Source organism: Enterobacter sp. DC4 (assembly GCF_000568095.1).
Taxonomy (GTDB): Bacteria; Pseudomonadota; Gammaproteobacteria; order Enterobacterales; family Enterobacteriaceae; genus Enterobacter; species Enterobacter pseudoroggenkampii.
This window is the reverse complement of sequence record NZ_AZUB01000001.1, coordinates 791,186-816,800: the sequence shown is the minus strand read 5'-3', so window position 1 is coordinate 816,800 and position 25,615 is coordinate 791,186. Positions and strand designations below refer to the sequence as shown.

Below are 25,615 nucleotides of genomic sequence, written 5' to 3'. Positions count from 1 at the left end.
TGAATGGTTCTTTATTGAGAAAATTTCACCGCCCTATCATCCCGTCATGACATCCAGAAAGGAAAACTTCATGACGATTTATCACTCCGTCACTGAACTGATTGGTCGTACCCCGCTGATCCAGCTGCATAAGCTTGATACCGGTCCCTGCTCGCTGTTCCTGAAGCTGGAGAACCAGAATCCGGGCGGTTCGATTAAGGATCGCGTTGCGCTGTCGATGATTAACGAAGCGGAACGCACCGGGCAGCTGCAGCCGGGCGGCACGATTATTGAGGCCACGGCGGGCAATACCGGCCTCGGTCTGGCCCTGATCGCCGCCCAGAAAGGCTACTCGCTGATCCTGGTGGTGCCGGACAAAATGAGCCGCGAGAAGATTTTCCACCTGCGGGCGCTGGGTGCCCAGGTGGTACTGACCCGCTCCGACGTCAACAAGGGCCATCCTGCCTATTACCAGGATTACGCCCAGCGTCTGGCGAACGAACTGCCCGGCGCGTTTTACATCGACCAGTTCAATAACGAAGCCAACCCGCTGGCGCACCGCACCACCACAGCGCCGGAACTGTATGAACAGCTTGACGGCAGGATCGACGCCATCGTGGTGGGCGTCGGCTCAGGCGGCACGCTGGGCGGCCTGCAGGCGTGGTTCGCCGAGCACTCTCCGCACACGGAGTTTGTCCTGGCTGATCCGGCCGGTTCCGTTCTGGCCGACCAGGTGGAGACCGGACGCTACCACGATGCGGGCTCCTGGCTGGTTGAGGGTATTGGCGAAGACTTTATTCCGCCGCTGGCCCACATTGAAGGGGTGAATCGCGCCTGGCGTATCACCGACCGGGAAGCGTTTACCACCGCGCGCGAGCTGCTGAAAACGGAAGGCATTCTGGCGGGCTCCTCCAGCGGCACGCTGCTGGCGGCCGCGCTGAAGTATTGCCAGGCGCAGACCGCGCCGAAGCGCGTGGTGACCTTCGCCTGTGACAGCGGCAATAAATATCTCTCGAAGATGTTCAACGATGACTGGATGCGACAGCAGGGACTCATCACGCGCCCCCAGGCCGGCGATCTCTCTGACTACATTGCCCTGCGCCACGATGAAGGCGCCACCGTCACCGCCGCCCCGGACGACACGCTCTCCACCGTCCTGGCGCGGATGCGCCTGTATGACATCTCCCAACTGCCGGTGCTGGAGAACGGCAAGGTGGTGGGCATTATCGACGAGTGGGATCTCCTGCGGCACATCGGCGGCGACGGCGATCGCTTCGCGCTTCCTGTGACGGCAGCCATGACGCGTCAGGTGGAATTCCTGGATAAACACGCCCCGGAAAGCGCCCTGAACGCCATCTTCGACCGCGGTCTGGTGGCCGTGATTAATGACAACGACCGTTTTCTCGGTCTGATTACGCGCAGCGACGTTCTGACCGCCTGGCGCAACCGTCTTCAGCAATAAAGGAATCAATGATGAAAAATCTGGCCACCCTCAGCGTACACAGCGGCGAATTTAACGACCAGCACGGCGCCGTCATGCCGCCGATTTACGCCACCTCGACTTTTGCGCAACCCGCGCCCGGCGAGCATACCGGCTATGAGTACTCCCGCAGCGGCAACCCTACCCGCCATGCGCTGGAAACGGCGATTGCCGAACTGGAAGGCGGCACGCGCGGCTACGCCTTTGCCTCCGGTCTGGCGGCCATCTCCACGGTGCTCGAACTGCTGGATAAAGACAGCCACATCGTTGCCATTGATGACGTATACGGCGGCACATACCGTCTGATCGAGAACGTGCGCAAGCGCAGCACCGGCCTGCAGGTCAGCTGGGTTAAACCGGACGACTTAGCCGGGCTTGAGGCCGCCATTCGCCCGGATACCCGCATGGTGTGGGTCGAGACGCCAACCAACCCGCTGCTGAAGCTGGCGGATCTGGCGGCCATCGCGGCAATCGCCCGTCGTCATAATGTCATCAGCGTGGCGGATAACACCTTCGCGTCGCCGGTGATCCATCGTCCGCTGGAGTCGGGTTTCGACATTGTGGTGCACTCCGCCACCAAATACCTTAACGGCCATTCTGACGTGGTGGCCGGGCTGGCGATTGTCGGGGACAACAAGGAACTGGCGGATAAGCTGGGCTATCTGCAAAACGCGGTGGGCGGCGTACTGGATCCGTTCAGCAGCTTCCTGACGCTGCGCGGTATTCGCACGCTTGCGTTGAGGGTCGAAAAGCACAGCACCAACGCGCTGGCGATTGCGCAATGGCTCGATCAGCATCCTCTGGTCGAAAAGGTGTTCTATCCCGGCCTGGAATCACATCCGCAATATCAGCTTGCCCGTACGCAGATGGCCCTGCCCGGCGGGATGATTTCTGTCGTGGTCAAAGGCGATGCGCAACGCGCCACCGAGGTGATTCGCAACCTGAAGCTGTTTACCCTCGCGGAAAGCCTCGGCGGCGTGGAGAGTCTGGTGAGTCAGCCTTACAGCATGACGCACGCCTCGATTCCGCTGGAGCAACGTCTGGCAAACGGCATTGTGCCGCAGCTGATCCGTCTGTCAGTCGGGATTGAAGATCCCAAAGACCTGATTGCCGACCTCAGCCAGGCGCTGCAGAAATAAGCAAATGGCGGCAGGTCCCTCACCTGCCGCCACAAGTTGTCATCATGGCTTAACGCCTTGATAACAATATTATGAGAAACAGCACAGATTATTTCTGAAACACCGTTTCCATTTTCCTTTTATCTTAAAATCAGCGTATAATGCGCGCCAAATCCCTGGTGAATGGTTTCAGCGCTTGGAATACAAAAAACAACGTACAACTTCTCCACTCCTTCGTTGGGCTGTCACTCAGGCACACTTTCTTCTGCACGCTCATTTGATGTCTCCTATCCTTAGTGCGTGTCATATACTCTTTTGCAACACAGGTTTGACTCCGCGGCAGTGCGCCCCCGGAGCGAGATTTCCATATCCTTCCCAACTTAAAGACTAAGACTGTCATGAAAAAGACGAAAATTGTTTGTACTATCGGCCCGAAAACCGAATCTGAAGAGATGCTGACCAAAATGCTGGACGCCGGCATGAACGTGATGCGTCTGAACTTCTCCCACGGTGATTATGCAGAACACGGTCAGCGTATCCAGAACTTGCGCAACGTAATGAGCAAGACCGGTAAAAAAGCCGCGATCCTGCTGGATACCAAAGGTCCAGAAATCCGTACCATCAAACTGGAAGGCGGTAACGACGTCTCTCTGAAAGCGGGCCAGACCTTCACCTTCACCACCGACAAAACTGTTGTCGGCAACAGCGAAATCGTTGCAGTGACCTACGAAGGCTTCACCAGCGATCTGTCCGTCGGTAACACCGTGCTGGTAGACGATGGTCTGATCGGTATGGAAGTCACCGCGATCGAAGGCAACAAAGTTATCTGTAAAGTGCTGAACAACGGCGACCTGGGCGAAAACAAAGGCGTTAACCTGCCGGGCGTTTCCATCGCGCTGCCAGCCCTGGCTGAAAAAGACAAACAGGACCTGATCTTCGGTTGCGAGCAAGGCGTTGACTTCGTTGCTGCCTCCTTCATCCGTAAGCGCTCCGACGTGGTTGAAATTCGTGAGCACCTGAAAGCCCACGGCGGCGAGAAGATCCAGATCATCTCCAAAATTGAAAACCAGGAAGGCCTGAACAACTTCGACGAAATCCTCGAAGCGTCTGACGGCATCATGGTTGCACGTGGCGACCTGGGCGTAGAAATCCCGGTCGAAGAAGTGATCTTCGCGCAGAAGATGATGATCGAGAAATGCGTGCGCGCGCGTAAAGTGGTTATCACCGCAACGCAGATGCTGGACTCCATGATCAAAAACCCACGCCCAACCCGCGCTGAAGCAGGCGACGTGGCAAACGCCATCCTCGACGGCACTGATGCCGTTATGCTGTCCGGCGAATCCGCGAAAGGTAAATATCCGCTGGAAGCGGTGTCCATCATGGCCACCATCTGCGAACGTACCGACCGCGTTATGAAAAGCCGTCTGGACTACAACAACGACAGCCGCAAACTGCGCATCACCGAAGCAGTATGCCGCGGTGCTGTAGAAACGGCTGAGAAACTGGAAGCACCACTGATCGTGGTTGCCACCCAGGGCGGTAAATCTGCTCGCGCGGTGCGTAAATACTTCCCGGATGCGACTATCCTGGCACTGACCACCAACGAAACCACTGCCCGTCAGCTGGTGCTGAGCAAAGGCGTGATCCCTCACCTGGTGAAAGAGATCGCGTCTACGGATGATTTCTACCGTCTGGGTAAAGAAGTGGCGCTGGAGCTGGTGGATCGTGGTCTGGCACAGAAAGGTGACGTTGTGGTCATGGTTTCTGGTGCGCTGGTACCAAGCGGAACCACCAATACTGCATCTGTTCACGTGCTGTAATAATTCCCGAACGAATTAATTTTGATAAAAAGCGCCCGCCGGGCGCTTTTTTTATTCCTCGCATTAGCCAAAGTCATTCAAATTGCAAATCGGGTTTTTCTATTTAATTGCGAATTATCTAAGATGAATCCGATGATAAATGCCTTTTTTTACTTAGATTTTTGCCCGAAAAGGGCTGATTCGATGCTTCTTTGAGCGAACGATCAAAAATAGGTGTATTCCCATCAAAAAAATATTCTCAACCCAAAAAACTTTGTGTAATACTTGTAACGCTACATGGAGATTAACTCAATCTAGAGGGTATTAATAATGAATCGTACTAAACTGGTACTGGGCGCGGTAATCCTGGGTTCTACTCTGCTGGCTGGTTGCTCCAGCAACGCTAAAATCGATCAGCTGTCTTCTGACGTTCAGACTCTGAACGCTAAAGTTGACCAGCTGAGCAACGACGTGAACGCAATGCGTTCCGACGTTCAGGCTGCTAAAGACGACGCAGCTCGCGCTAACCAGCGTCTGGACAACCAGGCTACTAAATACCGTAAGTAATAGTACCTGTTAATAAAATGGCGCACATTGTGCGCCATTTTTTTTGCCTGCGTCAAACCACTACTGCGTCACCTTCTCCCCTTCATCTTCCGCTACCGCTGCGGACACCCGACTGTTCTGCACCGACAACACGCTATTGCTGGCTGACGGGCCGCTGCCTGACGACACGATAACCGGGATCCCGGCGCGACGTGACAGGGCTTTATCAATCAGCGCCTTATCGCTTCCCGCCTGAGAAACAAAGGTCGCAAAGTCTGCGGAATGGGTAATGGGCGAGACCTGCGGGTTTTCTCCCTCAGCCTGCGCCAGCGGGCGGTGGACTTCAATATAGCGTTTACCATCCGGCTCCACAGAGAACTTAACGGGTTCATTGATGATCTGTACCCGCGTGCCCACCCGCACCTGTTCGAACAGGGCTTTAATGTCTGGGGCATTCATCCGCATACAGCCGGAGCTGACCCGCAGGCCGACGCTGTCCGGTGCGCTGGTGCCGTGGATGAGATATTCCCCATTACCCACGCCTAAACGTAGTGCGAAGCGTCCCAGAGGGTTATTTGGCCCGGCAGGCACCACCGGAGGTAATTTAATTCCCTGCTCCAGAGAGCGTGCTCTGATACCCGGCGTAGGTGTCCAGGTGGGATTCGGGATTTTCTGGCTCACGCGCGTGGTCGTGACCGGCGTTTCCAGCCCCAGCTGTCCGATGCCGAGCGGAAAGACCTGAACGATGTTTTCTCCCGGCGGGAAGTAGTAGAGCCGAAGCTCAGCGAGGTTGACCACAATGCCCTCGCGCGGCGTGTCCGGCAGCAGCATCTGCGAAGGGATGGTAATCACGGTTCCCGGCGCAGGGTTAACCGGCGCAATGGTATTGTTCGTTTCCAGGATCACCTGTGCCGCCGTATTAAACCGACGGGCGATGGTCTGCAGCTTATTATCCCCTTCCTGTATCGTGTAGGTTTGATTTTGCCCAATCAGACGACTGCCTGCGGGCGGCAACGGATAGTCCATCGCGCGGGCCGAATTAAGGGCGCCGAGCGAACTGAGGAGTAATAGAGTTATTAGAGACGCGCGCTTCATGCTGAGATTCCTTATTCACTGACAGAACGCCAGAAAGCTGAAAAACCAGCGAGGCGGGAACCACCTCGCGAAACAGAATGAATGCTGTTCTGTAAGTCTAGCTAAGGATTGCAGCTTTGGCGCGGATGGCGCGAATCATCGCTTCCAGTCCCTGGGAACGAGACGGGGTGAGGTGTTGGGTCAAGGCCATTTTTTCAAACCACGGGCGGACATCAAACGCGACAATATCCTGCGCCGACATCCGGTGATAAAGAATAAAGACGACCGCAATAAGCCCTTTTACAATGGCCGCATCGCTGTCGCCGTGCAGTTCGATAGTGCCGTCATCCGACTGCGCCATCACAATCCACACCTGGCTCTGACAGCCCTGAATACTGTTCTCCGGGGTATGCGCCTCTTCGCTGAGCGGCGGCAAGCGCTGTCCCAGCTCAATGATATAGAGATACTTCTCTTCCCAGTTTGCGCAACGCGAGAAGTTACGCAGCAGTTTATCTTTGTCCGGCAGTTCCGCCATCTTTCGCCTCTCTGTTAGCCCAGCAGCTGATGAATGCGCTTAAGCCCCGCCACCAGCCTGTCGACCTCTTCCGTTGTGTTGTACATCACCAGCGACGCGCGGCACATTGCCGGTACCTGGTAAAACGCCATCAGCGGCATGGCGCAGTGGTGCCCGGTACGGACCGCCACGCCGTAGTTATCGAGGAAACTGCCCACGTCATAGGCGTGATGTTTCCCGAGATTGAACGCGATTACCCCTTGCCGGTCGGCAGGCCCGTAGAGGGTCAGATCCGGCACGCCGGCAAGCTCCTCAAGCGCATAGTGCATCAGCAGCTGTTCGTACTCCTGAATGCTATCAAGGCCGATTGAGGAGACATAAGAAATCGCCGCTCCTAAACCGATAATCCCACCGGTGTTGGGCGTGCCCGCCTCAAAACGCCACGGCGCGCGCGCATAGGTGGTGCCTTCCGTCAGGCTGACGGTGGCGATCATCGACCCGCCCCCTTCCCACGGCGGCATCGCCTGCAGGATATCTTCTTTCACATACAGCACGCCAATCCCGGTCGGCCCGTAGAGCTTGTGGCCTGAAAAGACGTAGAAATCGCAGTCCAGCGCCTGGACGTCAACCGCGTGATGCATCACCGCCTGGGCACCGTCAATCAGCACCTTTGCACCTGCCTGATGGGCCTTTTCGACGATATCTGCCACCGGGTTTTCCGTCCCCAGCACGTTGGAGACCTGGGTGACCGCCACCAGCCGCGTTTTATCGTCAAGCAATGCGTCTAGCTGCTCGAGCTGCAGCGTCCCGTCGGCATTTAACGGGATCACCCGCAGTTGCGCACCCACGCGCTCGCAGAGCATCTGCCACGGCACGATATTGGCGTGGTGCTCCATCTGGGTGATGATGATGTTATCCCCCGCGTGAACCTGAGCGTTGCCCCAGCTGTTAGCGACAAGGTTAATCCCTTCGGTGGTTCCGCGCACGAAGACCAGTTCTTCCGGCGAGCGGGCGTTAAGGAAGGCGGCCAGCTGCGTACGCACGTTTTCCATTCGCTGGGTCGCCTCGGCGCTCAGGGTATGAATACCGCGATGCACGGCGGCATAGCCGTGGCGATAAAACTCGGCTTCCGCATCCACCACCTGATTCGGCTTCTGTGCGCTGGCCGCGCTGTCCAGATAGGCCAGCGGCAGACCGTTTACTTCACGGGTCAGAACCGGGAAATCTGCCCGTACTTTCTCGACGGGAAAACTCATGCTTCGCCTCCAGGCAGGCGCTGACCGATCCGATCCAGCACCTGCAGTTTTAACTGACCATCGTGCAGCGCTTCCGTCAGTTCGGCGGCAAACGCGTAGATAATCATTTTCTGCGCCGCCTGCTGGTCGATGCCGCGCGAGCGCAGGTAGAACATCTGCTCGTCGTCGATTCGCCCGACCGTCGCACCGTGGCTGCATTTGACGTCGTCGGCGTAGATCTCCAGCTGCGGTTTAGTGTCCACTTCCGCAAGGCGGCCTAACAGCAGATTATTGTTGGTCATCTGCCCGTCGGTTTTAATGGCGTGCTGGGCCACGTTAATCAGTCCGTTAAACACCGCGCGGCCTTTATCACTGACAATGGTTTTGTGCAGCTGGCGGCTGTTGCAGTAGCCTTTGTTGTGCTCCAGCCAGGTGCGCGTGTCGCACACTTCCGATTTAACCGGCATCGCCAGGCTGTTGATGCGTAGCGTGGTGTTTTCACCGTTAAGCTGCGTGCTGGTGTTGTGGCGCAGCACCGCCCCGCCGAGCAGGAAGCTGTGGCTGTACGCCGCGGCATCCTGGCCAAGGACAATGTCGTTATGGGCAAAGTGGTGGCTCTGCGCATTCTCAAACGCCAGCTTGATATGGTGAAGCTGCGCATTCGCGGCAACATTCATCGTCAGACGCGACCCGGTAAAGTGACGCGTCTCATTGAGGCTGACGTAATGTTCGATGACCGTGGCCTCCGTCCCCTCCGCCAGCTCCAGATGGTGGCGATAGTGCGCGGTATTGATTTCATCGCCGTCCAGCCCCTGAGTGATGTGCATCAGCAGCAGCGGTTTTGCCGGACGCTGGTTACGCTTCACGCGGATGTGCGTCACGCTGCGGGCCAGACTCTCGGTCAGGTGCAGGAAGACCTCAGGCTGAACCGGGGCGCTCAGGCGCTGGCGATCGTCGTTTATCTCAATCTCAAAGCCGCTCTCCTGAACCGTGTCGCTCAGTTCCGGACGGAACTGACCGTCGACGAACACCAGGCGCAGGGCATCGACACGCAAGGCCAGCGCGTCGCGCTGTACTGGGGTGAGATCCGCCAGACGAGTCACAAACTCGGCGTTCAGAAGGCCATCAAGCGGGGTGTATTTCCAGTTCTCGTGCTTACGCGTCGGCAACCCGAGACGCAGCATTTGCTGGAGATGCTGCTGCGCCTGCTCGGAGCGCGTGCCCCCCTGGGCTTCAAACAGCCGGTGCCACTGCTGGAGCGCATTACTGCTGTTCGGTAAGCCAGCCATAACCCTGCTCCTCCAGTTGTTTAACCAGCGTGAAATCACCGGATTTCACAATACGTCCCTGGTAAAGCACGTGGACGTAATCCGGCTTGATGTAGTCCAGAATGCGCTGGTAGTGGGTGACGATAATGAACGAGCGCTTGCCGTCGCGCAGGGAGTTCACTCCGTCAGCGACAATCTTCAGGGCATCGATGTCCAGACCGGAGTCGGTCTCATCCAGAATGCACAGCTCGGGTTCCAGAACCGCCATCTGCAGAATATCGTTACGCTTTTTCTCACCGCCGGAAAAACCAACGTTCACCGAGCGGATCAGCAGATCTTCCGGCATTTTCAGCAGCTTAATCTTCTCTTCCATCAGATCCTGGAAGTCGAAGCGGTCCAGCGCCTCCAGCCCACGATACTTACGCACCGCATTCAGCGCCGTCTGCAGGAAGAACTGGTTGCTGACGCCCGGAATTTCGACCGGGTACTGGAAGGCCATAAAGATGCCCTCGCCCGCACGGTCTTCCGGCGACATCTCCAGCAGATCTTTGCCGTTAAACTCGACCGAGCCGTGGGTCACCTCATAATCTTCGCGCCCCGCCAGCGTCGCAGAAAGGGTACTTTTCCCGGAACCGTTCGGCCCCATGATGGCGTGGACTTCCCCCGGCTTGACGTCAAAATTGAGGCCACGCAGGATGGCTTTGTCTTCTACGCTGACCTGTAAATCTTTAATGCTTAACATGTGCTTTCCTTAACCGACGCTGTGTTCAAGACTAATGGCGAGGAGTTTCTGGGCTTCAACGGCAAATTCCAGCGGCAGTTCAGAGAACACATCCTTACAGAAGCCGTTAACGATCATCGAGATGGCGTCTTCTTCGCTGATCCCGCGCTGCAGGCAGTAGAAGAGCTGATCTTCCCCTATCCGCGACGTGGTCGCCTCGTGCTCCAACTGGGCCGTGTTATTACGGCATTCGACGTACGGGAAGGTATGCGCCCCGCAATCTGCGCCAATCAGCATCGAGTCACACTGGGTGAAGTTTCGCGCATTGGTGGCCGTCGGCATGATTTTCACCAGCCCGCGATAGCTGTTCTGGCTGTGACCGGCGGAGATGCCTTTCGAGATAATGGTCGATTTGGTGTTTTTACCAATGTGGATCATCTTGGTGCCGGTATCGGCCTGCTGATGGCCGCTGGTGAGCGCCACCGAGTAAAACTCGCCGATGGAGTTATCCCCGCGCAGAATGCAGCTCGGGTATTTCCAGGTGATGGCCGAGCCGGTTTCGGACTGGGTCCACGACATCTTGCTGTTTTCGCCTTCACAGAGCGCGCGCTTGGTGACGAAGTTCAGAATACCGCCGGTATTGCCGTCGCCCGGGAACCAGTTTTGCACCGTGGAGTATTTCACCTCGGCATCTTTGTGGATGATGACCTCCACCACCGCCGCGTGCAGCTGGTAGCTGTCGCGGACCGGGGCGGAGCACCCTTCTATATAGCTGACGTAGCTGCCTTCATCTGCGACCAGAATCGTGCGTTCGAACTGGCCGGTTTTTTCGGCATTGATGCGGAAATAGGTGGAAAGCTCCATCGGACAGCGCACGCCTTTCGGCACGTAGATAAAGGTGCCGTCCGAGGCCACCGCCGCGTTAAGCGCTGCAAAGAAGTTATCGTTTGAAGGCACTACGGTCCCGATGTACTTTTTCACCAGTTCCGGATGATCGTGAATCGCTTCGCCGAAGGAGCAGAAGATGATCCCCTGCTCTGCCAGCTTCTCGCGGTAGGTGGTTGCCACCGAGACGGAGTCGAAAATGGCGTCCACCGCCACCTCTTTCCCCTCACGCACGGGCACGCCCAGCTGATTAAAGGCTTCTTCCACCTCTTTGCTCAGAAAGCTGTTCTCCGCGCCGGTTTGCTGCACCGCGCCGGGCTGCGAGGCGCAGGTGTCGTCACAGCTGCCGCAGGAGGGCGCAGAGTAGTAGCTGTAATCCTGATAGTTCAGCTTGTCATAATGCGCTTTCAGCCAGTGCGGCTCTTCCATTTCCAGCCAGGCACGGAAGGCGCTCAGGCGAAACTCCAGCATCCACTCCGGCTCGTTACGTTTCGCCGAGATCGCCCGCACGACATCTTCATTAATGCCTTTTGCCAGCTCATCGGTCTGCAGCTGGGTGAAGAACCCCTCTTTATAGTTGAGGTGCCCACCGCTCCAGGTATTTACTTCACTCGTTGCTTCAGTATTACGAGACATAGTTCCGCCTATACCCCAAAGCTTTCGCCGCAGCCGCATTCGTTCTGGGCTTTCGGGTTATGAAATTTGAATAACTGGTTTAAGCCTTCGCGGACGTAGTCCACTTCGGTACCGTCAATAAACGGCATGGCCTGCAGCGCGACGTACAGTTTCGCGCCGTCGGTCTCGAATACCAGGTCATCTTTCTCGGGTTCGGTGACGGTATCGAGCACGTAGCCAAAACCTGCGCAACCGGTCTGTTTGACACCCAAACGCACGCCGAGGATCTCGGGCTTTTTCGCCACCAGCTCGTGAATATGTGCCGCCGCCGCTGGCGTGAGCGTTAACCCGCGCCAGGCAAAATCGGCTGGATTAAAGGTTTCTGAATGCAGTTCCATAGGTCCACCTCATCTGATAAGCCATCAGGGCATAACACCATGTTAGTGATAACGATTATCACTTCAACCCTCTGTCAGCAGGGGCATTCGGCTAAACCGCCCTTTTTGCCTACTTTTATTAAGCATAGACCCTGTGGCAGGATGCAGGCAGGATGGATTTAATTGTTCAATGCATTGATTAATAATGCATTTCGTTGTGGAATTTTTGACGGAGAGGAGAAAAGTAAAATATGCATCGGAAATGCCTATTTTTGAGATAGCTTTTGCACAGAAAGTGACAAAAACAAAAAAAGGCCCTCAAGGCCTCTTACACTCAGTGATGAAATGAGACAGCAAACCCCTGCTCACGCCAGTGGTCAAGCTGTTCCTGCTGGCGAGGCGTTGGGGATTTCCCCGTCCAGACAAAGATTTTTTGTCCCGGGAAGAGTTCAGGACGCGGCGAGTCAATGGGCTCTGCCAGCACGTCAATGTGCCAGCCCTTTTGCGACAGGCGCGCGGCTTCCAGCCACAGGTGGGTGCGGTCATCACATTCCCAGCCAATCAGGAGCGCGTCTTTGCCGGCTTTTTTGCGGGACTCCGCCAGGCTTGCAATCGCAAACTCGATCAGTACGCCGTCAAACAGGCTCGCCATGTGACGCACGGTATTTTGATCCTGGTTCATACGCTGACGGACGGGAGAGATAATATTGTCAATCAGCGCATCCATCGCGTGATCGCGGCGGAATTCACCTATTTTGGCCCGCAGCTTTGCAGGACTGGCGTAGCGCAGAACGGTCATCATCTCTTCCTGGAATGAGACCCAGTTGCCCTGCGTCAGCACTTCCTTGTTTTCCAGCAAGGCTTTAACTTTTCCGACCGAAACGCCGCTTTTCATCAGGCGTTTGATCTCTTCAATGCGCAGGATATCTTCATCGTCAAACTGACGATGACCCCCTTCACTGCGCTGCGGCTTCAATAATCCATAACGGCGCTGCCAGGCACGCAGCGTAACGGGGTTGATACCGCATCGTTCGGCCACTTCGCCGATACTGTAATAGGCCATTAACTCCCTCACGCTCAGAACTTCCATACCTAACTGCACCAACCTTATCAGATTGTACACATCATTTGTATAACTAAGACCGCATTTTGAACGGGTGAACGGGGTTCTTTTCCATCCACCTGTTAATACATTGTTGTATAAAATTTGCCGTTCGTACAGTTAAGTCTGCCGGATTGTGTACAGCTTTATCCGAAGTCGAACTTTTTCTCCGGCCACGCAATCGCGGGAATACCCCCGTGTCGTGGGCTAGCAAAAAGATGTCCCTGGAACTGGGAAATCCCCGCGGACTCCAGCCACATCCACTCTTCCGCCTTCTCTACCCCAACAGCGCAGAACTGGATCTCAAGCGAGGAACAGCATTTGATAATCGCCTGAATAATGGCCTGTCGGGGGCCACTTTTATGCACGTTCGCGACCAGATCGCGATTAATCTTAATTCTGTCCGGCTGGAACTGGGCCAGCAGCTGCAGCCCGGCAAAACCGGCACCAAAGTGATCGATCGTCACGCTGATACCCGCGCTTTTTAGCTGCCTGACCGAATCCGTGAATTCATCAAAACGAGATATAGCTTCGCTCTCGGTAAACTCCACCACGATTTGTTCGGGTACAAACCCATTTGCCTCAATCGCGGTGAGCAGGAAATCCACGGCGTTGGGAATGTTGACCAGCGTCATGGGCAGCAGGTTCAGGGATAACGTCTGGTCCTGTAGCCCCAGCGCGCTGGCCATAGAAAGTGCCACCTGCTTGCTTTGCAAATCAGACGTGTACACTTCGTCACGCGGGCGGCTGGCGAAATAGGCCCCCGGTGAGTCACCGTCAGGAGTGCGCAGAAGCGCCTCCCAGGAGACAACCTGCTGCATAAACGGGTCGACTATCGGCTGGAACGCAAAGCTGCAATCCGCCCCTTTCGCAACCACTTCGGGCTGCGCGGACAGGCGCGTTTCTTCGCGAACGAATTCCCAGGAATCCGCAGGCGGCAGTTCAAAATAGTTCGCTTTTTCCGTGGCCTCAACAAAGGTGCGGAAAAACTGCAGCGGGCGGTCGTTATAGGTCAACTGGTAGCGTGTCGTCCCCTTATTGAGCACCTGCTGCAGTACCTCGTCCCTGTCGAAGTGGCGCAAGTCAAAAAGCTCCATGCCCACGTTGCCAAAACGCCGGACAGGGCCGTGATCGCGCATTAACTCGACCACGTTATGGTGGCGCGGGTCGTTGCAGATCTGCTCATAGATAGCAGAAACCTGCTCCACCGGCCCTTCAAGCAATTGAAAAAAGTGTGTGCCGTTAAACAGCAAGATCCCCGTGACATTGGATTGCCGATTTTTACGATTTGCAGCAGCGACCATTGATTCCAGCGCTTTCACCGGAACGTCCTCGCAGATATGACTGCGGTAAATGATGGTTGTGAGCATGCTTTTCCTGGGGTTAGGGTTTTGGCCACAGTAGACGTGGGTAATTTTCACTTATAGCACATTAATTGCCTGACAAATAATTTACATCTCAATCATTTACGGCAGTTGATGGGACCGTTCTTCTCGATTGTATAACTTACCAGCGCCCGACCTTTTTGTACAATATATCCTGTCACATTACCGATTCATGACAAGTCAGTAACACAATGAAAATAAAGTGATTTATAAAATATATCATAAAAACATTAAAAATCTGTACATTTTATATGTACAGATTTAGGAATTGTGTATACCTTAATTGTAACGTTAGTGATTACAAAATTTTACAGGAGCGAAACATGCAGCAGAAAGGTTACGCCACAGATTCCGCAGCAGCAATCGCGCAGTACTTCGAAAAAGCCGCGCTCCCTACCCAGCAGGAGACGCTGGGCCAGGTGGTTGTAGAAATTCTCAGCGACGGGCGAAACCTTAATCGCAAATCGCTCTGTACCAAACTGCTCAGCCGCCTCGAAAAGGCCGATGGCCCGGAAGAGGAAGAGCATTACCACATGCTGCTTGGTCTGCTCTTCGAACGGTAACGTGATGAATAGCAGTGACGCAGACCGACTGATCGACACGCTTATCGGTGAAGCCGTTCTTTCTCTTCTGAAAGAGCGGGGGCCAGTGACAACCGAAGGATTGCTGCAGCGTCTGCGGGTAATGAAAGAGCATGAAAAGGATCCCCGGCGGCGGGAGACACTTGCGGTGGTGATTGCCGATATCGGCTCAAACAGCATCGCCTTTACACGTCGCAGAACCGCGCAAGGACGAACGAACAGAGAGGGACCTCTCAACGATAACCGAGACAATGTAGTGCCGTTATTTGGAAGTGGAAAACCGTCCGACCCCAAAAAAATACATTGACTGCAATTTAACAGCTACGGTGAGAACAAATGAGACAAAATATTCAGCTTCAACCCGAATACCATTCTGCTTTTTTAGACAGTGCGCTGTCGGAATATTTCCGTCACGCAGGCGATCGTTTTGCTGAAGAGTCCGCTGTTTTTTCTACTGCAGTACGCTGTGTTCTGGCCTCCGAAGGTCATCTGTCCAATAAAGCGATCATCCTCTGGCTCATTCAGACGCTGGAAGCCACTAACGACGTGGTTCAGGCGGATGTGATTCGTAAGACGCTGGAAATCGTGGTGGGTTACACGATGGACGATCTCTAAGCTCCTGCTCGCTACGCCCCTAACGTGTCATCGTCAAAACTGACGATCGGCCTGACGATGACACGCGTCTTTCCCGCTTAACACCCTGTAAAACCAGCAAAGCCAACCTGGCACGGTTCCTGCTTAACACCGTTTACGGGACTGGGTTTTCCAGTCAACTTTGCTTCATTTCTTAACAGGTCTGTTATTGATGAAAAAGATCGCCAGCGTCTGCCCCTACTGCGGTGCAGGCTGTAAATTAAACCTTGTCGTTGAAAATAACCGTATCATCCGTGCCGAAGCGGCAGAGGGCGTCACAAACCAGGGCACCCTATGTCTGAAAGGCTTTTACGGCTGGGACTTCCTTAACGATACCCGTCTGCTCACCCCTCGCCTGACCCAGCCGATGATCCGCTACCACAAAGGTGAGGCATTCACCCCCGTAACCTGGGAAGAGGTAATCCGCTATACCGCCCACAGGCTCAGCAGCATTAAAGCGCAGCACGGGCCCCGGTCGATCATGACCACCGGCTCCTCCCGCGGAACCGGCAATGAAACAAACTATGTGATGCAAAAATTTGCCCGCGCGGTGCTGAACACCAACAACGTGGACTGCTGCGCGCGCGTCTGTCATGGCCCTTCCGTGGCCGGTTTACAGGAAACGCTCGGCAACGGCGCCATGAGCAACTCCATCAACGATATTGAAAACTCAAAATGTCTGCTGGTGTTTGGCTATAACTGCGCGGACTCCCACCCTATCGTCGCCCGGCGCGTGCTGAAAGCGCGTGAAAACGGCGCGAAAATTATCGTTTGCGATCCGCGGCGCATCGAAACGGCGCGCATCGCCGACCAGCATCTGCAGCTGAAAAACGGCAGCAACATGGCGCTGGTGAACGCCTTCGGCTACGTGCTGCTGGAAGAGGAGTTGTACGACAAAAGCTACGTGGCGCGCTTTACGGAGGGGCTTGAGGCCTACCGCCAGACGGTGAAAGACTATGCCCCGGAGAAGGTTGAGCATCTTACCGGCATTCCCGCCCGCGACGTTCGCCAGGCGATGCGCACCTTCGCGGCGGCCCCTTCCGCCACCGTGATGTGGGGTATGGGCGTGACCCAGTTTGGTCAGGCTGTGGATGTGGTCAGAGGGCTTTCCAGCCTGGCGCTGCTGACCGGTAATCTCGGTCGCCCTGCCGTCGGCGTCGGGCCGGTGCGCGGTCAAAATAACGTCCAGGGTGCCTGCGATATGGGCGTACTGCCGAATATGTTCCCCGGCTATCAGGATGTGACCGATCAGGCGGTCAGGCAGAAGTTCGCCGACGCCTGGGGGATTGACGTCAATAAAATGGACGATCGGGTAGGGACGCGCATTACCGAGGTGCCTCATCTGGCGCTGGAAGGCAAGGTCAAGGCCTACTACATCATGGGGGAAGATCCGCTTCAGACCGAGGCCGACCTCGGTCTCGTTCGCAGCGGTTTTGAGGCGCTCGACTTTGTTGTGGTTCAGGACATCTTTATGACCAAAACGGCAGAAGTGGCGGACGTTCTGCTCCCTGCCACCTCCTGGGGTGAGCACGGCGGCGTCTTTACCTGTGCCGATCGCGGGTTCCAGCGTTTCGGCAAAGCCATTGAGGCCAGCGGCAACGTGAAGCGCGACTGGGAGATCATCAGCCTGCTCGCCACCGAGATGGGCTACCCGATGCATTATGACTCCAACCAGCAGATCTGGGATGAGATGCGCGAGCTGTGCCCGCTCTTCTTCGGCGTGACGTATGAAAAAATGGGCGAGATGGGCCACGTGCAGTGGCCGTGCCCGACGCTGGATCATCCGGGCACGCCTTACCTGTACAAAGACAATCAGTTCGATACCCCAACCGGTAAAGGGCAGCTCTTTGCCGCACCGTGGCGCGCGCCGGCGGAAACCCCGGATGCAGATTTCCCGCTGGTGTTGTGTACGGTACGCGAGGTGGGACACTACTCCTGCCGCTCGATGACCGGGAACTGCGCTGCGCTGCAGAGCCTGGCCGACGAGCCGGGTCGGGTGCAAATGCACCCGGCCGATGCGGAAAAACTGGGCATCAAGGAGGGTCAACTGGTCTGGGTACGTTCACGTCGCGGCAAAGTGATTACCCGCGCCAGCATCAGCGAGCGTATCAACAAGGGCGCGGTTTATATGACCTATCAGTGGTGGATTGGCGCCTGCAACGAGCTGACCCAGGATAATCTCGATCCCATCTCCAAAACGCCGGAAACGAAGTACTGCGCGGTGCAGCTGGAGGCGATTGAGGACCAGCGCTGGGCGGAGGACTATGCCGCGTCGGCGTATCAGTCCATGAAATCGCGGCTGATTAGTGCGGTGAATGTCTGAAGAAAATATCGGGTGGCGTAACCGCCACCCGACAACAGACGATGATTTGTAATCAATCAGGGCTCACCATAAAGGAAAACGCGCAGCTGAAGCCCTGTATCATTGCTTCCCCGATCGCTGTGACTGAGCCAGGCACCTGACGAAACCGTAACGACATTGTTGAGCGGGATCTGCCAGACTGTCTCGACCCCTTTCAGCGTCTCATTACGTGGATAAGCCTGGTTAAACGACTGCGACGTACGGTTCAGTCGAGCCCTCACGCCACGCAGGCTTAGCCGCTGGTCGCTCTCAAATACCCACTCCACGCGAGCCGAGAACTGCGTGCCGTCACCACCCATCGCATCCGCCAGCGGCCAGCCCTGCTGATAAAAACCGCCGTGATAGCAGTAGTGATAATAGATCACTCCGGTCTCTTTCATTTGCGAGCGCGTATCCGCCGCTTCCAGAGACCAGTTCATCTGGCTATTTCCCCATACATTATGCCCTTCGATCCCCCCCAGCCAGGTATTATGGGATGGCAAAAATCCCGCTTCATCATCGCCCACAACCTGGCCGTACAGACTCACCGGAATATCTAACAGACTGGCAAAATGAACGCGAAAATCAATGCCGCCAAGCTGGTCTCCCGGATCGCTTTTCTGGTTTCCGGTATTATCCTGCCCAAATAACGCATCCCGGAAGGACGCGTAGTTTTCCGGGCGCCCCTTTCCACCCCACATGATCACGCGGGAAAAAGCCAGTTCCAGCACGTTACCCGGCGCAAAGGCCACTCTGGCTCCTGAAAGCTTCGGCTGCGCCGGGCGAGAATATTGTCGAATCTGTCCCGTAAAAATTTGATATTGCCATTCTCCCAACCATGCAAGCCAGGGGCTCTCGAAGGGATACAGCTCATCACGCTGCATCATCAGCCCCACCACCGGACGTGCTGCATCAGAGCGGATCAGACTGGCATCATTTCCAGGGCCCCACCACTGAGGGATCTCACCGAAGCTTAACCACTGGTTAGCCAGACGCAACGCCGCATAGCTGCCGTTTGGGTTAACGCTGGACGCGTCAGCGATCCATTGTCTTCTCTCTACATTCCCCTTCAGGGTAATATCCCAGTAATTATCATTCATATTGATAGCAGTGCTAAACGACTGCCCCGCCGAATGCTCTGCGCCCATATCCGCCGGGAACACGTTGCGTCCAGTCGCGGCAAAAGCAGAAACCTGTACCGACGATTTGAGTTGCTGTAGCCGTGTTTGAATCCGATGAATAACCCGCAGATTAACGGGATCCTGGCTGGAGCGTAGCGTTAACAGCGCACTTTGTATTTCCGCCTCACTAAGGGGCCATGTTGAGAGGTCCAGACGTATTAATTTTCGGTCTGACAACCATGCCAGATCGTCACGCAGGGAGCGGTCGTTAACCACCAGACCCGCAGAAAATGCCGGGCAGGAAAAAAGACAGAGGGCAAGCGCCACTGTGTTATTAGCGAAACGAGACAACATATCAATCCTGGATATTATCGATTCAGATACTGGTGAAATATATTTACCCAGCTATTCTTCGCAGCAATTCTGTTAAGAAGCTTTATTAATTCATAATCGCTTCGCAAATTGAATTTCTGCATCAGCATATATTTATGCGTAAAAACCGTTTTATCACTGATGCATAGCTCATTCGCTATATCGGTCACCGACAGCCCCTTAAACAAGCCAATCATAATGCGAACCTGTTGGGGTGATAATGTTTTTTGCTGACACTCGAAACAAGAAACAGAAGGTCGCCGACATTTATTTAACAAGGTTACCTGCCAGGCGCTAAAGAGCGCAAGACGTACCTGCGACAAAGGCGCTCTTCTTGAAATGAAAATAATATCCTGAAAACAGGATGGCAGTGCTTTTATCCGGGCATCATCTTCTACAATACCGATGATGATTCCATGCTGGCGCGCCTGTAATTCGGGAAAACAGGTAAAGTACTCTCCCTGGCACAACGAGAGCACAATGACATCAGCCGCTCTGATGCGATCCGCTGTAAAATCAAATGTAAATGTAACGTCCTGCTGTGCGACATGAGAGAAAAAATCCTTAAAAAAATACTGCAAGCCACACTGAAATAATATATCAGTCTCGCTTATTAAAATATTGACCATTTTTATGCCAGAGCATCGTTAAAATAAATAGTAAAGGAAGCGTTTTCTTTTGCTTACAAGTCAGTCATCACATGGCACTCAATTTTCGCAAACGAATTATCGTTTTGATCCCAGTCAGCAGTTTTGATAACCGGCTCTTTAAAGGCCCACATAATAGACATCAACAGGACCAGTACGATACATCCCTTTAACAAAAAGCGGATAAAATACATGTCATCTCCATCAGTCAAAATCGTATCAGTTATATTGCATGGTAAGAACAACAACCGCGCTAATCGTCCCGGGCGTTGCACCACCCGCAACCGATTTAACCCTCGCCTGCATGGGTAACGTAGCCGTTCTGTCTGCAGCAATATTTTGAGTGATGCTTGATCCCGTCCCGATGAGCGCATCGCTGCCCATCTCCGTCATAGCGATAGCAACGTTTTCTGCCGTACCGCTATTCTTGTAGTAGCCGACGCCGGCAACAGGATCGGGTGTTCCGCTAAAAGTTGCCGTTACACTGCGGGTGCCCACAGGACAAAGGGTGAACAACAAATTAAACGCAACCGGATCGGAGAGGGATCCCGGCGTCACCATGTTTGTGGCCTGAATATTGCCGAGATTAACATCCAGATTGTTATTTCCCCCATTGAATACGCAGGGAGAGGCAATAATCTTGCCGGTGACGCTGACGTTTACGCTATCCGCTGCAATAACATTGCCGCTTATTACTGCCGCGATGAACGCTGCCGTGCGCATTATATTCATCGTCATCCCCTTTACTGGTAGGTCAAATTTAAGGTTGCTGACGCATTTGCGGTGCCGGGTTCTACCGTCGTTTGCGTCTGGTAATAACGCGCCGTTAATGGGAACGCTTCCTGCCCCCCTGCCGCAAGCTTCAACGGCAAACGCGAATTCAGGGTGAGAGGTGTACCGTTATAGAGCAACTGAACGCCAACCCCTTTCGCCGTGCCGGTGTTACCCTGCCCCGTAAGCGCGAGCACGCTGGTTGTTGCAACGTCAGGGTTCTGAATGCCGCTGAGTGATACGTTGACGTTAGCCCCCGCATCGCAGTTAAGCCCGAGATTTTGCGTATTTTGAGCGCCAGTCGGTGTGGTGCCTATCGTTGAGCCAAAAACTGCGGCAGAAATATCGCCTATCGGAAATGTCAGTTGCGGTGTTGTAATATTGCAGGCCAGTACATTAATGGTTCCGCCCAGCAGGGTGGTCGTCAGGCCATCACGGTAAACGCCGTCACTGCCCTGCAGCATCACTACCCCCAGCACGCCCGGCGTCAGCGACCCCGACGAGACCGGTCCGGTAACGATAAGTTCTATTTTACCGCCCCACCATTCGACATAACTTGCCTGCGCATTATAGGAAAAGGTATTGGCCGGGTTTTCAAAATAATTACCCGACGAAAAACGCACGCCTATACCGTTTACATTCGTGTTATAAACATGATTACCGTAAGCACTCGGTGTCGCATTCAAATACCGCATGCTAAAACCCAGCATTAATGGATTGGCACACCCCGTTAAATAGGAACCGGTTATTGTCGCGTTTCGCGAAAATAATACGGTTCCAACGGCCACGTCACGTTGAACCGTAATAGTGCCGATGGACAAAGTTGATTCCTGCGGCGTAATCGTCGTGCAGGTTCCTGCATGAGCACTGTTCCAGCCTGCTGCGATACACAGCAGGAATATGATGTTAATTAAGCGCATGTTAAAAAACCCTAAAGACAATTGACGTTAATTTCGGTAATTCCCCCCGCCGACGGCTGCGGGGAAAGCACGTAAGGTGCGCGGCATTGCCGTTCGCTTTCCGCTCCCCACGTGACGAAGACGGTTCCCTGAGTATCCAGGCCGGTGAGATAAGCCTGGCCTTTATCGCCAACAATAACGCTGCTGCCGTCGGCGTCCTTCAGGCTTGCCATCGCGCCAAAGGGAACAAACTGGCCGTTATGCAGTAAATTAAATAACACCCGCCGCCCCACCTTCGCCTTATAGTCGGCCAAAACGATCGCGCCACGCGTCGGCGTCACCGTCCGGGTATTAATATCCAGCTCAACATCATCCGGCAGACTTTCCGGGGCAAGGGTGATGTCATTTTTACGGTATACGGAGAGATTGCTGACCACCGTATATCCGCGGTAATCTGTTTTAACGCCCGCCTGATTGCGGATATCGACACCGTGTGCGCCCGGCGCGCTAATCAAAACATTGGTCTCGCCCAGGGGTTGCGAAAGCGTGATCCCCTCTCTGTGAGCAAGAATGCCCCCTTGCAGGCCGTAGTTAAGGCGCTCGCTGTTTTTATCGTAGCTGTAGCCCGCTGTCGCTTCGCCGTAGGTTCCCTTATAATCACCGTTCAGATTGCCCGTGTAGCCGACACCGTCCGACCCAAAGCCTTGCTGCACGTTCCAGTTCAGGGCGTGGTTTTCCAGCGCTACGCCGTTCAGGCCGATGTTGTGGGTGGTGCCGTTATTCTTGCTGGCGCTTACGCCATAGTTAGCCCAGGTCTGCGGCAGAAACTTCTCCAGCGGGATACTGACGTTAAAGGCCAGCAGCTGATCTTTGTCATACCGTTTATTGTTATCATATGAACCCGCACTGCCGTTTTTACTGTAGGTCCAGGTGAGTCCGTAACTGATGTTGTGCCAGTAGTTGTTGTAGCCCAGGCTGTATGACGCCATCGTTTTACCCGAATTCCAGTAGTCTTCGCGGGCCGCGCTCAGCGTCAGCGAGCCAAGATCACCGCCCAGCGTCTGGCTCATCGTCAGCTCGGCCCGGTTGCGGCGTCGATCCTGAAGCGCGGAGCTGTCACCGTACGAATCAAGGATCTCCTGCATACCGTAGTAACCGCTGGTCGAGTAGCGGTAACCCGCAATCGAGAAATGGGTTCCGGTCCCCACAATGTTTTTGCTGTATCGCGCACGCCAGGACTGGCCATTGGATTTCTCACCGCCCTGCGGGGTGGACCAGGCCTGGGTCATATCCGCAGAAATAGCGCCGAAATCACCCATGTTTTTTCCAAGCCCGGTGGCGATCGACTGATATTTACTCGACTCCTGCAGCCCGCCATACAGCGTTAGCCCATACGGCAGACCATAGATCCCGGTGATTTGCCCGAAAGGTGTCTTATCGACGCTGCCGTTATAAGAACGGTATTGCCCTCCGGTTACTGCATACTTGAGCCGTCCTTCGCGCTGTAAAACCGGTAATGACGCGTACGGGAGGGTGAAATGTTGCTCACTGCCATCAGCCTCTTTAACGGTGACGTCCAGATCCCCGGCGCCGCCCGTGGGGTACATATCGGTAATCTCAAAAGCGCCTGGCGCCACGTAGGTCTGATAAATCTGATAGCCGTTCTGCCGCACCACCACCTGGGCATTGGTGCGCGCGATCCCCCGCACCACGGGTGCATAGCCTTTCAGCGAATCCGGGAGCATGTCATCATCCGAAGCCAGCTGTCCGCCGCGAAACGGCATACTGTCGAACACGTCGGCTGGCGCGGAGCTATCCCCCAGGGTGAGCTGCGCTTTGAGCGGAATAATGGCCCGCTGCGCATAGGTGTAGACGGTATCCCATTTGTCCTGACCGGTTTCATCCCGCGACCAGGTGGTGTAATTTCGCAGTCGCCACGGTCCAACGTTGAGACCCGGGCGCAGGTTGGCATATTGACTGTTGCTGTTTTTACTGCCGTTTTGTTTTGCCCGGCTGTTTGCGCCGCTCAGGCTGTAATTCAACATGGCGGCGGCGATCCCTTCATCCCATAGCGCTGGCGAGACATACTCGCGTGCCGGCATATCAATGGCGGCCTGAGGAATGCTGACGATCAGTCGCTGCGCGGCAAACTGAAAATCCGTGCTGGCGTGAGGAATAGCCTGAAGGTTGACACAGGACGCGTCCTTACTGGCTAAGTCGGGAAAAAGCGCGGTTTTGACGCCCCATCTGTTGAGCTGTTCAATACTCAGACAAGGCTTAAGGCTATCGCCCTCTTCCCCACTTTTTACTGCGGTAAAATCAATATCGCTGGTCTCGATGAGTTGGTCGTCAAGGATGATGTCAACGTGGTATTTCCCTGGTGCCTGCGAACCTGATTCAAAAGCAGATAAATCAGCTTTACCCGTGCCCGGGTTGTCCAGTTCAACCAGCTCGGCGTTGAACGAATCACGGGCATAAACAGTCTGCATTGCATTTACCAGCGCAAAGGCGATACAGATCGCCAGACGCGCAGGCTGCATTTTTTTAGTTTTCGTTGCCATCATCATTAATCTGACCTGATATGAGGATCGCCGCTTTTGATGAATTAAAAGCTGGCCTGATACATTCTTCCGGGGCTGCCGTAATCATTAATGACTTTGAATGTAATGTGGTTACCATTGGCACCTGCGGGTAAGCTAAATACCGCCGTTGCACCCGGTGCCACCCAGGAGACCTCATCCAGTTTTTTATCACCGACGCTTATTTCATTAAAGTTGATGACATATTGCGTTGGATTGGTGACCATGAGCTTATTCCCGCTACGCGACCAGGTTAATTTATTCGCTTGTTCTTCCGGCGTTGATCCCTTCAGACCTGACGGGCGATAAATAAGCTTGATGCGCGTTTTGACAGCAATTTGCAGTGAGTTTTCCTGTTTTGAGGCAGACGGTATGGCTTTAATATTCAACCAGAAAAGACTTTCTTTATCCTGGGGTAGTGAACCCGAGAGTAAAATACGTTCAATGTTTTGCTGCCCGCCATCCAGTCGATATAAAGGCGGCGTTACAATAAAAGGTGCTTTATTAGCATTACCCTCTGGCATGTCAACCCAGGACTGGATTAAATAAGGCACGCTATCAGCATTATTGATACTGATTGATGCCTCTTTTTTCCCACCATCAAAAATAACGCGGGTACCGCCAATAATGACCCCGGCATAAGCGTTCGAAAACGATGCTGTCAGGGCGGCCGATATGAGCAGGGCCTTGCTAATAAAATGCATGTTACACCTCTTGAAACACGGGGGCAGAAACTGCCCCCACGCAGAACGTCATGGAACCGACTCGTGTTCTGCTTAATGACTAGTTATAAACAACGGAGAAATTTGCCACGGAGTTTGCAGGACCGGCCGTCACCGATGCCGCCGTTGAAATATACTGCGCGTAGAAATTCAGCGTATTATCGGCGGTGCCGCTTAGCACATAGCTATAGCTGTTACTGCCGTGCAACGGCAGATCCGCTTTATCAGCGGTCATCAAATTAATAGCAACACCCGTTGCCGCACCGGCGACGGAGGTATCAATAGCGAGCAGATCGGCGTTAGTCAGATCGGGCGTACCGTCAAAACGGACTTTGGCACTGTTGACCGTAACCGGGCAGTTCTTCAGGACGATGTCGAATTTCGTTGCCGCAGTGCGGGAGCCTGTTGCCGGAAATTCTGTTTTATTGTAATCGCCTAATACCACCACCTGATTTTGAGAAGCAACCGCGACATCGCAGGCAGAATCCAGGATGTTACCGTTAAAATTAACGGTCCCTGCAGCAGCGAGTGCATTGCTCATCATTAAGGCAGAACCTGTCGCAACCATCGCTAAAATAATGTTCTTTTTCATAAGCTTCATTTTCCTGTTTACGGGATAACTTTATTTATTATTAAAACGTACGCAGCAGAAAGTTGATAAATAAATCGCAGTGGATTCATCTTCTTTTTAATTAACGCTATAAGGTCTTTCTGACTGGCTGATTAAAATTTATATAATCATTTTGGTGAATACAACTTTTTGATGGTCTAGCAGTAGACTCTGATTTAACGTAATTTCAACATTTCTTTCAGGATACGCTTACGTCTTATTTCCTGGTCTATTAGTAGAC

General features: G+C 54.3%; 25 protein-coding genes. 9 read left to right on the top strand and 16 right to left on the bottom strand.

The features are described 5' to 3' along the window. Positions 1–70: 70 nt before the first annotated feature. From P349_RS20130 to lpp, 5 genes are all read left to right on the top strand, one after another. Positions 71–1,441, top strand: coding sequence for a pyridoxal-phosphate dependent enzyme (locus P349_RS20130; RefSeq protein ID WP_032651000.1), 1,371 nt, complete (start codon positions 71–73; stop codon positions 1,439–1,441). An 11-nt stretch (positions 1,442–1,452) separates the two neighbouring features. Then, positions 1,453–2,598 (top strand): trans-sulfuration enzyme family protein, encoded by a 1,146-nt coding sequence (locus tag P349_RS20135; protein ID WP_024909385.1) that lies wholly within the window; start codon positions 1,453–1,455, stop codon positions 2,596–2,598. 175 nt (positions 2,599–2,773) lie between these two features. Next, complete coding sequence (gene ynhH / locus P349_RS26995) at positions 2,774–2,968, top strand: protein YnhH (RefSeq protein WP_443112201.1); 195 nt, start codon at positions 2,774–2,776, stop codon at positions 2,966–2,968. Between the two features lie 7 nt (positions 2,969–2,975). Next, positions 2,976–4,397: a pyruvate kinase PykF gene (pykF, locus tag P349_RS20140; protein WP_024909386.1), complete on the top strand. Its 1,422-nt coding sequence runs from the start codon at positions 2,976–2,978 to the stop codon at positions 4,395–4,397. Between the two features lie 309 nt (positions 4,398–4,706). After that, positions 4,707–4,943, top strand: coding sequence for a murein lipoprotein Lpp (gene lpp / locus P349_RS20145; RefSeq protein WP_001082307.1), 237 nt, complete (start codon positions 4,707–4,709; stop codon positions 4,941–4,943). Positions 4,944–5,003: 60 nt separating this feature from the next. On the opposite strand, the gene ldtE is transcribed toward lpp, so the two are convergent. From ldtE to P349_RS20190, 9 genes are all read right to left on the bottom strand, one after another. Continuing rightward, on the bottom strand, positions 5,004–6,017 hold the full coding sequence (gene ldtE, locus P349_RS20150) for a L,D-transpeptidase LdtE (RefSeq protein ID WP_032650998.1): 1,014 nt from the start codon (positions 6,015–6,017) through the stop codon (positions 5,004–5,006). A gap of 97 nt (positions 6,018–6,114) precedes the next feature. After that, entirely contained in the window at positions 6,115–6,531 is a 417-nt protein-coding gene (sufE, locus tag P349_RS20155; RefSeq protein ID WP_032650996.1) for a cysteine desulfuration protein SufE, read from the bottom strand. Positions 6,532–6,545: 14 nt separating this feature from the next. After that, positions 6,546–7,766: a cysteine desulfurase SufS gene (gene sufS, locus P349_RS20160; RefSeq protein WP_032650994.1), complete on the bottom strand. Its 1,221-nt coding sequence runs from the start codon at positions 7,764–7,766 to the stop codon at positions 6,546–6,548. Continuing rightward, a complete protein-coding gene (sufD, locus tag P349_RS20165) occupies positions 7,763–9,034 on the bottom strand; it encodes a Fe-S cluster assembly protein SufD (protein ID WP_032650993.1) in 1,272 nt (423 codons plus the stop codon). The genes sufS and sufD overlap by 4 nt, the downstream gene beginning before the upstream one ends. Further along, positions 9,009–9,755 (bottom strand): Fe-S cluster assembly ATPase SufC, encoded by a 747-nt coding sequence (gene sufC / locus P349_RS20170; protein ID WP_032650991.1) that lies wholly within the window; start codon positions 9,753–9,755, stop codon positions 9,009–9,011. Before sufC ends, sufD begins: the two co-directional genes overlap by 26 nt. Before the next feature lie 9 nt (positions 9,756–9,764). Then, on the bottom strand, positions 9,765–11,255 hold the full coding sequence (sufB, locus tag P349_RS20175; protein ID WP_024909392.1) for a Fe-S cluster assembly protein SufB: 1,491 nt from the start codon (positions 11,253–11,255) through the stop codon (positions 9,765–9,767). Positions 11,256–11,263: 8 nt separating this feature from the next. Continuing rightward, positions 11,264–11,632, bottom strand: a complete 369-nt coding sequence (gene sufA, locus P349_RS20180) for a Fe-S cluster assembly scaffold SufA (protein WP_008500631.1) — start codon at positions 11,630–11,632, stop codon at positions 11,264–11,266. A gap of 313 nt (positions 11,633–11,945) precedes the next feature. Then, entirely contained in the window at positions 11,946–12,674 is a 729-nt protein-coding gene (locus tag P349_RS20185; protein WP_032650989.1) for a MerR family transcriptional regulator, read from the bottom strand. A 185-nt stretch (positions 12,675–12,859) separates the two neighbouring features. Next, positions 12,860–14,083, bottom strand: coding sequence for a diguanylate phosphodiesterase (locus P349_RS20190; RefSeq protein WP_032650987.1), 1,224 nt, complete (start codon positions 14,081–14,083; stop codon positions 12,860–12,862). A gap of 338 nt (positions 14,084–14,421) precedes the next feature. Here P349_RS20190 and ycgZ point away from each other — a divergent pair, with 338 nt between their 5' ends. From ycgZ to fdhF, 4 genes are all read left to right on the top strand, one after another. Beyond that, the gene (gene ycgZ, locus P349_RS20195) at positions 14,422–14,661 is read left to right on the top strand and encodes a regulatory protein YcgZ (RefSeq protein WP_024909397.1); all 240 of its coding nucleotides are present in this window, start codon (positions 14,422–14,424) and stop codon (positions 14,659–14,661) included. Positions 14,662–14,665: 4 nt separating this feature from the next. Beyond that, positions 14,666–14,986, top strand: a complete 321-nt coding sequence (locus P349_RS0124070; RefSeq protein ID WP_032650984.1) for a hypothetical protein — start codon at positions 14,666–14,668, stop codon at positions 14,984–14,986. Positions 14,987–15,015: 29 nt separating this feature from the next. After that, positions 15,016–15,294 carry a biofilm development regulator YmgB/AriR family protein gene (locus P349_RS20200; protein WP_023617825.1) on the top strand — a complete coding sequence of 93 codons (279 nt, stop codon included), beginning with the start codon at positions 15,016–15,018 and terminating at the stop codon, positions 15,292–15,294. Between the two features lie 190 nt (positions 15,295–15,484). Further along, positions 15,485–17,635, top strand: coding sequence for a formate dehydrogenase subunit alpha (fdhF, locus tag P349_RS20205; RefSeq protein ID WP_032650983.1), 2,151 nt, complete (start codon positions 15,485–15,487; stop codon positions 17,633–17,635). 56 nt (positions 17,636–17,691) lie between these two features. On the opposite strand, the gene P349_RS20210 is transcribed toward fdhF, so the two are convergent. The 7 genes from P349_RS20210 to P349_RS20235 form a co-directional block, all read right to left on the bottom strand. Further along, on the bottom strand, positions 17,692–19,128 hold the full coding sequence (locus tag P349_RS20210; RefSeq protein ID WP_032650980.1) for a capsule assembly Wzi family protein: 1,437 nt from the start codon (positions 19,126–19,128) through the stop codon (positions 17,692–17,694). Between the two features lie 14 nt (positions 19,129–19,142). Continuing rightward, positions 19,143–19,775 carry a helix-turn-helix transcriptional regulator gene (locus tag P349_RS0124065; RefSeq protein WP_032650978.1) on the bottom strand — a complete coding sequence of 211 codons (633 nt, stop codon included), beginning with the start codon at positions 19,773–19,775 and terminating at the stop codon, positions 19,143–19,145. Positions 19,776–20,012: 237 nt separating this feature from the next. Then, a complete protein-coding gene (locus P349_RS20215) occupies positions 20,013–20,531 on the bottom strand; it encodes a fimbrial protein (protein ID WP_050597464.1) in 519 nt (172 codons plus the stop codon). A gap of 5 nt (positions 20,532–20,536) precedes the next feature. After that, entirely contained in the window at positions 20,537–21,484 is a 948-nt protein-coding gene (locus tag P349_RS20220) for a fimbrial protein (RefSeq protein ID WP_032650976.1), read from the bottom strand. An 11-nt stretch (positions 21,485–21,495) separates the two neighbouring features. Then, entirely contained in the window at positions 21,496–24,024 is a 2,529-nt protein-coding gene (locus P349_RS20225; protein WP_032651206.1) for a fimbria/pilus outer membrane usher protein, read from the bottom strand. Positions 24,025–24,068: 44 nt separating this feature from the next. Continuing rightward, positions 24,069–24,746, bottom strand: coding sequence for a fimbrial biogenesis chaperone (locus tag P349_RS20230; protein WP_032650975.1), 678 nt, complete (start codon positions 24,744–24,746; stop codon positions 24,069–24,071). Between the two features lie 79 nt (positions 24,747–24,825). Beyond that, positions 24,826–25,356, bottom strand: coding sequence for a fimbrial protein (locus P349_RS20235; protein ID WP_032650973.1), 531 nt, complete (start codon positions 25,354–25,356; stop codon positions 24,826–24,828). Between the last annotated feature and the right edge of the window lie 259 nt (positions 25,357–25,615).